We start from the raw sequence: 10645 nt of genomic DNA on the forward strand, positions 1-10645 counted from the left end.
GCTCCATGGTGGACGCGCGCCCGCTTCACGCCGGCCGCGCGCCGGGGTCACGACTGCCGGGTTCACGACTCGGGTTTGCGGTGCACGCGCGTGATCCATTCCGCCGGTTCGGCGATCTCCGCCTTGGTGGGGAGGGTGTTGGGCGAGGTCCACACCCGGTTGAAGCCGTCCATGCCCACCTCGTCGACGACCGCGCGGACGAAGCGTTCGCCGTCGCGGTACTGGCGGAGTTTGGCGTCCAGGCCGAGCAGTTTGCGCAGCGCCAGGTCCAGGCGGGAGGCGCCCTTCGCACGGCGCTGCTGGAACTTCTCGCGGATCTCGGCGACGCTCGGCACGACCTCGGGTCCGACGCCGTCCATCACGAAGTCGGCGTGCCCCTCCAGCAGGGACATCACCGCCGTGAGGCGGCCGAGGATCTCCCGCTGGGCGGGGGTCTGCACGAGTTCGACCAGCGAGCGTCCCTCGTCGGCCGCCTCGCCCTCCTCGCCCTCGGGGCGGCCTCCGGCGAAGGACTGGACGGCCTGGCGGACGCGCTCCAGAACGGTCATCGGGTCGACGTCGGTCTCCGCCAGGAACGACTGGATCTCGCCCTCCAGGTGGTCGCGCAGCCAGGGCACGGCGGAGAACTGGGTGCGGTGCGTCTCCTCGTGCAGGCACACCCACAGCCGGAAGTCGTGCGGGTGCACGTCGAGCTCGCGTTCGACATGGACGATGTTGGGGGCGACGAGCAGCAGCCGGCCGCCGCCGTTCGGGGCGTCGGCGGGGCCACCGGCCGGCAGGTCGCGGGTGGCGGGGGCGAAGGTCTCGTACTGGCCGAGGACGCGCGAGGCCAGGAAGGACAGCAGCATGCCCAGTTCGACGCCGGTGACCTTGCCGCCGACGGTGCCGAGGAGCACCCCTCCGGGGGAACTGCCGCGCCGTTCCTGCATCTTGTCGAGCAGCGGTTTGAGGAGTTCGCGGAAACCGGCGACGTTGGCCCGCACCCAGCCCGGACGGTCGACGACGAGGACCGGGGTGTCGTGGATCTCCTCGGTGCCCAGCCGGGTGAATCCCCGGACGTGCTCCTCGGACGCCTTCGCGTGCCGGCGCAGTTCCGAGACGACGGCCCTGGCGTCGTCCCGGCTCACATCGGGGCCCGGCCGCATGAGCCGGGTCGCGGTCGCGACCGCGAGATCCCAGTCGACCATCCCGGAAGAGGCAGCACCACCGAAACTCGTCATGTTGCAACGGTACGTGAGTACGGCGGTGCGGGGCAGGGCGAAGAAGGCTGCCGTCCCGGCCGCCCCGCGGGTCACCGGCAGCCGCACGCCGCCAGGGCCGTGGCCGCCTTGTCCAGGGCCGTCTGGGCCGCCGTGGGACCGCTGGTGCCGGTCGCCAGGAAGGCGAAGGCGAGCAGTCGGCCCTCCTTGTCGACGACGGTGCCCGCCAGGGCGTTGACGCCGGTGAGGGTGCCCGTCTTGGCGCGGACGAGGCCGGCCGCCCCGTCGGCGTAGCGGCCGGTGAGGGTGCCGGTGAAACCCGCGACGGGCAGGCCGGTGAGGACGGACCGCAGTTCGGGGTGGGCGGGGTCGCCGGACTTCACGAGCAGCGCGGTGAGGAGGTCGGCGGTGAGCCGGTTGCCGCGGTCGAGTCCGCTGCCGTCCTTGAGCGCGACCCCTTCCAGGGGGACCCGGAGTTCGGCGAGCCGGGTGCGGAGGGCGGCGGCGGCGCCCGCGAAGTCGGCGCGTTCGCCGGTCGCGATCGCGGTCTGGCGGGCGAGGGCCTCGGCGAGGTCGTTGTCGCTGTTGGTGAGCATCCGTTCGACCAGGGTGGCGAGCGGGGGCGAGGACACCGTGGCGAGGGTGCCGGCGCGGGTCGTGGACTTCGACGGGCCGGGCGGCGTGGCCTTGATGCCGCGGTCCTCCAGGAACCCGGCGAACTTCCGCGCGGCGTCGGCCGCGGGGTCGGCGACGCGGTTCGCGGGGCCGCTCGCGGAGTCGTCGACACGGGCCTCGTCGGCCATCAGGGGGGTGACGGCGGCGAGGTTGGGGTTGACCCCGATCGGGTGCCTGTCGCCGCCCGCGTAGAGGGTGGTGTCGTAGGACAGGGTCACCTCGCGTACGCCGCGTTCGGCCAGGGCGGCGGCGGTCTGCTCGGCGAGGTCGCGCAGGCTCGCCGAGCCCGTGTCGTTCTTCTCCCGGGCGGTGAGGGTGGGGTCGCCACCGCCGACGAGGATGACCTCTTTCGTGTCGGGTTCGAAGGTGGTGCGGGTGGTCAGGCGGTGGTCGGGGCCCAGCGCGGTGAGTACCGCGGCGGCGGTGACGATCTTCGTGGTGGAGGCGGGGGTGAGCGCGTCGCCGGAGCCGTGGGCGTACAGCTTTCCGCCGGTGGACACGTCGACCACGGCGGCGGAGTGGCGGCCGAGCTCCGGGGCCTTCAGCAGCGGGGTGAGGGCGCCGGCGAGGGCCTTGCCGGCGGGCGCCGGCCGTACGGTGGTGGCACCGGCGTCGAGACCGGTGAGCACGGAGGGGGCGCTGGGGGCCGCCCGGGGGCCGCGGGGCGGCGTGCCGGCGTTGCCGCGGGTGCCGTCGTGATCTGTGCCACGCGCGGCCTCCAGGGCCACGGCCCGGTCCCGCTCGGCCGTACGCTGGCCTGTGGAGTCCCAGGGACCCGCGGCGGTCACCGCACCGGCGGCCAGTGCCGTCCCGGTGGCGGCCGCGACCACGGTGAACCGCCAGGTCTTCGACCAGGTGCCCGGCCAGGCCACCGGCCGTGCGATCCGCGGCCCGGCTGCCGTGGCGACACGCGCCAGACGCGGCCGTACGATCGCCGCGGCCCGTGCGAGACGCGGTCGTACGGCGTCCGCGACCCGCACCACATGCGGTCTCGCGGCCCGCCAAGGCCTCAGCTCTGGCACGACCACCAGCCCCTTTCGCGATCTCACACCTGCGTGAGGGACACTTAATCACCAGAACTATGTGCTGATCATGGAGGAGCGTCCGGTGGAGTTCGACGTCACGATCGAGATCCCGAAGGGTTCGCGGAACAAGTACGAGGTGGACCACGAGACGGGTCGGATCCGCTTGGACCGTCGACTCTTCACCTCGACCGCCTACCCGACCGACTACGGCTTCGTCGAGAACACCCTCGGCGAGGACGGCGACCCGCTGGACGCGCTGGTCATCCTCGACGAACCGACGTTCCCCGGCTGCCTGATCCGCTGCCGCGCGATCGGCATGTTCCGGATGACCGACGAGGCCGGCGGCGACGACAAGCTGCTGTGCGTCCCGTCGACGGACCCGCGCGTGGAGCACCTGCGCGACATCCACCACGTGTCGGAGTTCGACCGTCTGGAGATCCAGCACTTCTTCGAGGTCTACAAGGACCTGGAGCCGGGCAAGTCGGTGGAGGGCGCCAACTGGGTCGGCCGGACCGACGCCGAGATCGAGATCGAGCGGTCCTACAAGCGCTTCAAGGAGCAGGGCGGCCACTGAGCCCGCTCCCCACGAGACGCGCGACGGGGCGCACGCGGACGCGTGCGCCCCGTCGCGCGTCTCCGTGCGCATACTGGCCCCGGGGGCCCGGGTAACCGGGACCCATGGGGGAGGGCAGGTCCACGGACGGCGTCGTACAGGGAGCGCAACGCAGGTGAGGGACACGGAGGAGCGCAAGCCGCAGTCGGACGAGGCGAGGAGTGCCTTCAGCGCTCCCGTCGGGCTGACGACTCCGGCCGACCTGGAGTCGGCGACGACGTCGGAGTTCGCCGTTCCGGAGGGACTGGACTTGTCGCCGGTCGGCACGGAGTCCGAGACGACCTCCGAGTTCGTCCTCCCGGAGGGGCTGGACACCGTCCCGCAGCCGACCGAGGTGGAGGGGTCGGCGTTCAACCCGCCGAGCACGTACAGCGCCCAGCAGGGGCCGGCGGCGTTCACCCCGCCCAGCGGGGTACCGTCCGTCGCCCTGCACCGGGACGTGCCCTGGCAGGACCGGATGCGCACGATGCTGCGCATGCCGGTGACCGAGCGGCCGGCGCCGGAGCAGGTGCACCGGCCCGACGACACGGGGCCGGCCGTGCCGCGCGTACTCGACCTGACGCTGCGTATCGGGGAGTTGCTGCTGGCGGGCGGCGAGGGCGCGGAGGACGTGGAGGCGGCGATGTTCGCCGTCTGCCGCTCCTACGGCCTGGACCGCTGCGAACCGACCGTCACCTTCACCCTGCTGTCGATCTCCCATCAGCCGTCCCTGGTGGACGACCCGGTGACCGCGTCGCGCACGGTACGCCGTCGCGGCACCGACTACACCCGCCTCGCGGCCGTGTACCAGCTGGTGGACGACCTCAGCGACGACGAGACGCACATCTCCCTGGAGGAGTCCTACCGGCGTCTCGCGGAGATACGCCGTAACCGGCACCCCTACCCCGTCTGGGTGCTGAACGCGGCGAGCGGGCTGCTGGCGGGTTCGGCCTCGATGCTGGTGGGCGGTGGGTTCCTGGTGTTCGTCGCCGCCGCGGGCGGCGCGATGCTCGGCGACCGGCTGGCCTGGCTGTTCGCCGGGCGCGGGCTGCCGGAGTTCTACCAGTTCACGGCGGCCGCGATGCCGCCGGCCGCGATGGGTGTCGCGCTGACCCTGGCCCACGCAGACGTGAAGGCCTCGGCGGTGATCACGGGTGGACTGTTCGCCCTGCTGCCCGGACGGGCCCTCGTGGCGGGGGTGCAGGACGGTCTGACCGGCTTCTACATCACCGCCTCCGCGCGGCTCCTGGAGGTCCTGTACTTCTTCGTGGGCATCGTGACCGGCGTGCTGGTGGTGCTCTACTTCGGGGTCCAGCTGGGCGCCCAGCTGAGCCCCGACGCGGCGCTCGTCCTCACCGAGCGGCCGCTGTGGCAGATCGCCGCGTCGCTCGGGCTGTCGCTGGCCTTCGCGGTGCTGCTCCAGCAGGAGCGGTCCACGGTGCTGCTGGTCACCCTCAACGGCGGGGTCGCCTGGGTGGTGTACGGCGCGATGTACTACGTGGGCGACATCTCACCGGTGGCCTCCACGGCCGTGGCGGCGGGGCTCGTGGGGCTGTTCGGGCAGTTGCTGGCCCGGTACCGGTTCGCTTCGGCGCTGCCCTACACCACGGCGGCCATCGGGCCCCTGCTGCCCGGTTCCGCCACGTACTTCGGTCTGCTGGCGATCGCTCAGAACAAGGTGGACGCGGGGCTGGTGTCCCTCTCGAAGGCCGTGGCGCTCGCGCTGGCCATCGCGATCGGGGTGAACCTCGGTTCGGAGATCTCCCGGCTGTTCCTGCGGATCGGCTCCGCCGAGAAGCGCAGGGCGGCGAAGCGGACCCGCGGCTTCTGACGCCGGATGCCCGGGTCCTCGGGACCCGGGCATCCGGCGGTACTGCTCGGCGGTGCGGCTCAGTAGCCCCGGTTGTAGGGCTGCTGCTGGTTGTGGTCCGGGCCGTGGCCCTGAGGGTGCCCCTGGCCCTGGGGGTGCTGCCGGCCCTGGGGGTGCTGCTGGTCGAAGTACGGGTCGTAACCGCCCTGGCCGTTGCCGTACGGCGGCTGGGGCTGGGAACGCTGGGGCTGCTGCTGCGGGTGGCCCTGGTTGCCGTAGGGCGGCTGGGGCTGCCGGGCCCGCTGCGGCGGCTGACCGGCCGGGGTGATGCGGCGCAGCTGGGTCGTGGCGTCGTCCATGACCGGCGGCCGGTCGTACGGGGTCTGCTGGTCGTACTGGTCGTACTGCGGGGCGGCCGGGGCCTCGACGGCGGCGCGCTTCTTCTTGCCGCGTTCCCGCAGGTACTCGACGATGATCGGGACCACCGAGAGGAAGACGATCAGGATGAGGATCGACTCGACGTTGTTCTTGATGAAGGAGATCTGGCCCAGCCAGTAGCCGGCGACCGTGATGCCCACGCCCCAGGCGACGCCACCGATGACGTTGTACGTGAGGAACGTGCGGTACTTCATACGGCCGGCGCCGGCCGTGATGGGGGCGAAGGTGCGCACGATCGGCACGAAACGGGCCAGGACGATCGCCTTGGGGCCGTACTTCTCCATGAACTCGTGGGCCTTCTCCAGGTTCTCCTGTTTGAAGAGCTTGGAGTTGGGGCGGCTGAAGATCTTCGGCCCGAAGAACTTGCCGATCATGTAGCCGACCTGGTCGCCCAGGACGGCGGCGATCACGATCAGCGTGCACACCAGCCACAGCGGCTGGCTGATGTAGCTGCCCTCCGCCACGAAGAGGCCCGCCGTGAACAGCAGGGAGTCACCGGGCAGGAACGCGAAGAATCCGGACTCGGCGAAGACGATCAGCAGGATGCCGGGCAGGCTGAAGGTCTCGATCAGATAGTCCGGGCTCAGCCACTCGGGGCCGAGCGCAAGGGTGGTCACGGGATTGTGGCTCCTGCTGCTTGAGGGGGACGGGCGAGGCTGGCTGCCAAAACTTATCAACGCAGCCGTCCCGGCCCAGGTTCCACGGGGCGTACCCAGGATTGCACCGTGCCCTCTCTCCGGCGAAGCTGGGGGCCATGGGCATCGAAGAGTACGGCGGTGGGCAGGGCCCCGGGCCCGACGTCCTGGTGGTCACGACGAACGACGTCCCGGGCTACCGGGTGCAGGAGGTCGTCGGTGAGGTCTTCGGCCTGACCGTACGGTCCCGGCACATCGGCAGCCAGATCGGCGCCGGTCTGAAGTCGATGGTCGGCGGCGAGCTCAAGGGGCTGACCAAGACGCTCGTACAGACCCGCAACCAGGCCATGGAGCGCCTGATCGAGCAGGCCCGCGCGCGGGGCGCCAACGGCGTGCTGGCGTTCCGTTTCGACGTCACGGACGCGGCGGACGTGGGCACCGAGGTGTGCGCGTACGGCACCGCGGTGGTGCTCGTCCGGGAGTGACCGCGCGCGGTGCACCACCCGGCTCCCCGGCAGGGACGGGCGGTGCACCGCTCGGTACGGGCTCAGCCGCCGTGCCGGGCCGCGTTCGCGACGATCGCGTCGCGCAGGTAGACCGCCAGACCGGGCCGGATGTTCTCGTACGTCCGGGTGAAGCGCGGGTCGGCGACGTACGTCTCGCCCAGACAGGTGTGCATCTCGTGCCCGCAGTCGTAGTACGCGCGCGTGATGAACCGTCGGTGCTCCTCCGCCGTGTCCATCGCCTCCTCGGCGTCGGCCGGCACCCCGGCCGACATCAGGTCGGCCATGCGCAGATGGATGGCGTCGAACTCCTCGGTGACGCGTTTCCAGTCGTCCTTGGTGTAGGACGCGGTCCGCTGCCGGGACTGCCGGTGGGCGTCGGTGTCGCCCCAGCGCTCCCGCACCTCGTCCTCGTACTGGTCCGGGTCGAAGTCCCCGAACACCTCGAACTTCTCCTCGGGCGTGAGATCGATGCCCATGTCGTGTGCCTCCATGGCGTGCTCCACGGCCGCCGCCATCTTCCGCAGCCTTTCGATCCGGGCGGTCAGCAGGTCGTGCTGCCGGCGCAGGTGCGCGCGGGGGTCTGCTTTTCCGGTGGCCTGATCGTCGAGCAGGGCGGCGACCTCCTCGAGCGGGAAGCCGAGCTCCCGGTAGAACAGGATCTGCTGCAGCCGGTCGAGGTCGGCGTCGCTGTAGCGCCGGTGCCCCGCGCGGTTGCGCTCGCTCGGGACGAGCAGGCCGATGCCGTCGTAGTGGTGCAGGGCACGCACCGTGATCCCGGCGAAACCGGCGACCTGTCCCACGGAGTAGCTCACTTCCGCTCCCTTCTCGGTACGCACTCCACCCTGGGACCTCACGCCGCGTGAGGTGCAAGCCGGTTTCCCATCCTTGACGCCACAGCCCCTCTGCCCGTTTCGTCATCATTCGCCCGCTTCGTCCGTCTATCGTGTGCGCGTGGCCCAGGACAGCGCGCAGCAGGAACCCTCCGCGGCCCCGGCGACCCGGGCACGCGACCTGCTGCTGTCCGTCGTGCCCGCGCTGATCGTGGGAGTGGTGGCGAGCCTGCTGCTGGTGGGCGTGAGCCTGGCGGCCGGGGAGCTCCAGGACGTGCTGTGGCAGAACCTGCCGGACGCGCTCGGGATCGGCGGGTACTCCGTGCCGTGGATGTTCGCCGTGCTCGTCGCCACCGGGATCGCGGTCGGTCTGGTGGTGTGGAAGGTGCCGGGCCACGCCGGCCCCGATCCGGCGACCACCGGCCTCGACGCCCCCGTCCTGCCGCCCGCGGTGCTGCCGGGGCTGTTGCTGGCCACCGCCCTGATGCTGGCCGGCGGACCGAGCCTCGGGCCTGAGAACCCGATCATCGCCGTGAACGTCTCCCTGGCGGTCCTGCTGGGCACCAGGGCGTTTCCCCGGGCGCCTGAGCGTGGCTGGGTGGTGTTGGCGGAGGCGGCGACGATCGGCGCGCTCTTCGGTACGCCGGTGGCCGCGGCGCTCGTCGTCTCCGAGGCGCTGGCGGGCCGGCAGATCAAGGGACAGCTCTGGGACAGTCTCTTCGCGCCGCTGGTCGCCGCGGGGGCCGGTGCGCTCACCGTCACCCTGGTGTCGCAGCCGAGTTTCGACCTGCACCTGCCGCCGTTCGGCCGGCCCGGCTGGGCGGACCTGTTGTCGTCGCTCACCGTCGCCTCGGTGGGCGCGCTGCTCGGCATGTGCGCCGTCTACGCCTTCCCCTACGTCCACGGGGCGTTCCGGCGGCTGCGGCACCCCCTGCTGGTGCTTCCGGCCGGTGGGGTGGTGCTGGGCGCGCTGGCGGCCCTGGGCGGACCCCTGACGCTGTTCAAGGGGCTCGACGAGGTCGCCGAGCTGGCGGCCGACCCCGGGGGCTGGTCGGCCGGCCAGTTCGCCACCATGACGGTGGTGAAGCTGGCCGCCCTGCTCGTCGCCACGTCCTGCGGGTTCCGGGGCGGGCGGGTCTTCCCGTCCGTGTTCGTCGGCACCGCGCTCGGGCTGTGCGCACACGCCCTGGTACCCGGTGTGCATCCGGCGGTCGGCGTGTCGGCGGGGGTGCTGGGGGTCCTGCTGGCCGTCACCCGTCAGGGCTGGGTGAGCCTGTTCGTCGCCGCCTTCCTGGTCGTCTCGCCGGGCATCCTCGCCCTCCTGTGCATCGCGTCGCTCCCGGCCTGGCTGCTGGTGACGGGACGCCCGCTGATGCAACTGCGACCGGACGGAACCTCCGTCCGATGACCCCCGCCCTTCCCGCTCACCACCACCGCACGAACTTCCGGAGGCACCCATGCCGCTGCACACCGAACCCCGGCGCGACGAACGCCCCTTGTCCGTCAACCCCTTCCTGGGCCCGGCCAACCCCGTCGGGGACATGACCGAGGCGCCGCCCAAACACCGGATGCCCGACGCGCCGATGGCGCCCTCGACGGCGTACCAGCTGGTGCACGACGAGCTGATGCTGGACGGCAACGCACGGCTGAACCTGGCCACCTTCGTCACCACCTGGATGGAGCCGGAGGCCGGCGCCCTGATGGCGGAGTGCCGGGACAAGAACATGATCGACAAGGACGAGTACCCGCGCACCGCCGAACTGGAGCGGCGCTGCGTGTCGATGCTCGCGGACCTGTGGCACGCGCCCGACCCGGCGGCCGCCGTGGGCTGTTCGACGACCGGTTCGAGCGAGGCGTGCATGCTCGCCGGGATGGCGCTCAAGCGCCGCTGGGCGCGGAACAACGCCGACCGGTACCCGTCGAAGGACGCCCGGCCGAACCTCGTCATGGGCGTCAACGTCCAGGTCTGCTGGGAGAAGTTCTGCACCTTCTGGGAGGTGGAGGCCCGGCAGGTGCCCATGGAGGGCGACCGGTTCCACCTCGACCCGCGGGCCGCCGCCGAACTGTGCGACGAGAACACCATCGGCGTCGTCGGCGTCCTGGGCTCCACCTTCGACGGGTCCTACGAGCCGATCGCGGACCTGTGCGCGGCGCTGGACGAGCTCCGGGAGCGCACCGGCCTCGACGTCCCGGTGCACGTCGACGGGGCGTCCGGCGCGATGATCGCGCCCTTCCTCGACGAGGACCTGGTGTGGGACTTCCGCCTCCCGCGCGTGGCGTCGATCAACACCTCGGGGCACAAGTACGGGCTGGTCTACCCGGGCGTCGGCTGGGCGCTCTGGCGGGACGCGGACGCCCTGCCCGAGGAACTGGTCTTCCGGGTGAACTACCTGGGCGGCGACATGCCGACGTTCGCGCTGAACTTCTCCCGGCCGGGCGCCCAGGTCGTCGCGCAGTACTACACCTTCCTGCGGCTGGGCCGCGACGGCTACCGGGCCGTGCAGCAGGCCGCGCGGGACGTGGCCCGCTCCCTCGCCGAGCGGATCGGGGCACTCGGCGACTTCCGGCTGCTGACCCGGGGCGACGAGCTGCCGGTGTTCGCGTTCACGACCGCGCCGGAGGTGACGGCGTTCGACGTCTTCGACGTGTCCCGGCGGATGCGGGAGAACGGCTGGCTGGTGCCCGCGTACACCTTCCCGCAGCACCGCCAGGACCTGTCGGTGCTGCGGGTGGTGTGCCGCAACGGCTTCTCCGAGGACCTCGCCGACCTGTTCGCCCAGGACCTGCTCCGCATCCTCCCGGACCTGCGCCGGCAGCCGCACCCCCTCACCCACGACAGGAGCGCGGCCACCGGCTTCCACCACTAGGGCCTGTTCGGGGTCGTGATCTCGGTTCCGATGCCCGCATCCGGCGAGGGCGGCCGAGCTGGTAGAAC

Annotated in this window: 9 protein-coding genes; 5 read left to right on the forward strand and 4 right to left on the reverse strand. The window is 71.9% G+C overall.

Annotated features, from left to right (window positions below; genetic code table 11):
- Positions 1-62: 62 nt before the first annotated feature.
- Together JL475_RS31685 and dacB are read right to left on the reverse strand one after the other, a co-directional pair.
- Entirely contained in the window at positions 63-1220 is a 1158-nt protein-coding gene (locus JL475_RS31685; protein ID WP_202281497.1) for a zinc-dependent metalloprotease, read from the reverse strand.
- A 71-nt stretch (positions 1221-1291) separates the two neighbouring features.
- Positions 1292-2902 (reverse strand): D-alanyl-D-alanine carboxypeptidase/D-alanyl-D-alanine-endopeptidase, encoded by a 1611-nt coding sequence (dacB, locus tag JL475_RS31690; RefSeq protein WP_307825207.1) that lies wholly within the window; start codon positions 2900-2902, stop codon positions 1292-1294.
- Positions 2903-2981: 79 nt separating this feature from the next.
- On the opposite strand from dacB, the gene JL475_RS31695 reads away from it, so the two are divergent.
- Positions 2982-3473, forward strand: a complete 492-nt coding sequence (locus JL475_RS31695; RefSeq protein WP_064731883.1) for an inorganic diphosphatase — start codon at positions 2982-2984, stop codon at positions 3471-3473.
- Positions 3474-3627: 154 nt separating this feature from the next.
- Positions 3628-5322: a threonine/serine exporter ThrE family protein gene (locus JL475_RS31700; protein WP_202281499.1), complete on the forward strand. Its 1695-nt coding sequence runs from the start codon at positions 3628-3630 to the stop codon at positions 5320-5322.
- Between the two features lie 59 nt (positions 5323-5381).
- Here JL475_RS31700 and JL475_RS31705 read toward each other — a convergent pair whose 3' ends face one another.
- The gene (locus tag JL475_RS31705) at positions 5382-6356 is read right to left on the reverse strand and encodes a DedA family protein (protein ID WP_202281501.1); all 975 of its coding nucleotides are present in this window, start codon (positions 6354-6356) and stop codon (positions 5382-5384) included.
- Positions 6357-6493: 137 nt separating this feature from the next.
- Here JL475_RS31705 and JL475_RS31710 point away from each other — a divergent pair, with 137 nt between their 5' ends.
- On the forward strand, positions 6494-6859 hold the full coding sequence (locus tag JL475_RS31710; protein ID WP_202281503.1) for a YbjQ family protein: 366 nt from the start codon (positions 6494-6496) through the stop codon (positions 6857-6859).
- Between the two features lie 62 nt (positions 6860-6921).
- Here the strand turns inward: JL475_RS31710 and JL475_RS31715 are convergent, their stop codons facing one another.
- Complete coding sequence (locus tag JL475_RS31715; RefSeq protein ID WP_202281505.1) at positions 6922-7692, reverse strand: MerR family transcriptional regulator; 771 nt, start codon at positions 7690-7692, stop codon at positions 6922-6924.
- Positions 7693-7831: 139 nt separating this feature from the next.
- On the opposite strand from JL475_RS31715, the gene JL475_RS31720 reads away from it, so the two are divergent.
- The gene (locus JL475_RS31720) at positions 7832-9118 is read left to right on the forward strand and encodes an ion channel protein (RefSeq protein WP_202281507.1); all 1287 of its coding nucleotides are present in this window, start codon (positions 7832-7834) and stop codon (positions 9116-9118) included.
- Between the two features lie 49 nt (positions 9119-9167).
- Entirely contained in the window at positions 9168-10577 is a 1410-nt protein-coding gene (locus JL475_RS31725; RefSeq protein WP_202281509.1) for a glutamate decarboxylase, read from the forward strand.
- The last annotated feature ends 68 nt before the right edge of the window (positions 10578-10645 follow it).

It is taken from the genome of Streptomyces sp. M2CJ-2 (genome assembly GCF_016757295.1).
Taxonomy (GTDB): domain Bacteria; phylum Actinomycetota; class Actinomycetes; order Streptomycetales; family Streptomycetaceae; genus Streptomyces.

Coding starts and splice junctions, on each gene's coding strand:
- JL475_RS31725 (WP_202281509.1), top strand. CDS start 9,168: ATGCCGCTGCACACCGAACCCCGGCGCGACGAACGCCCCTTGTCCGTC.
- JL475_RS31685 (WP_202281497.1), bottom strand. CDS start 1,220: ATGACGAGTTTCGGTGGTGCTGCCTCTTCCGGGATGGTCGACTGGGAT.
- JL475_RS31710 (WP_202281503.1), top strand. CDS start 6,494: ATGGGCATCGAAGAGTACGGCGGTGGGCAGGGCCCCGGGCCCGACGTC.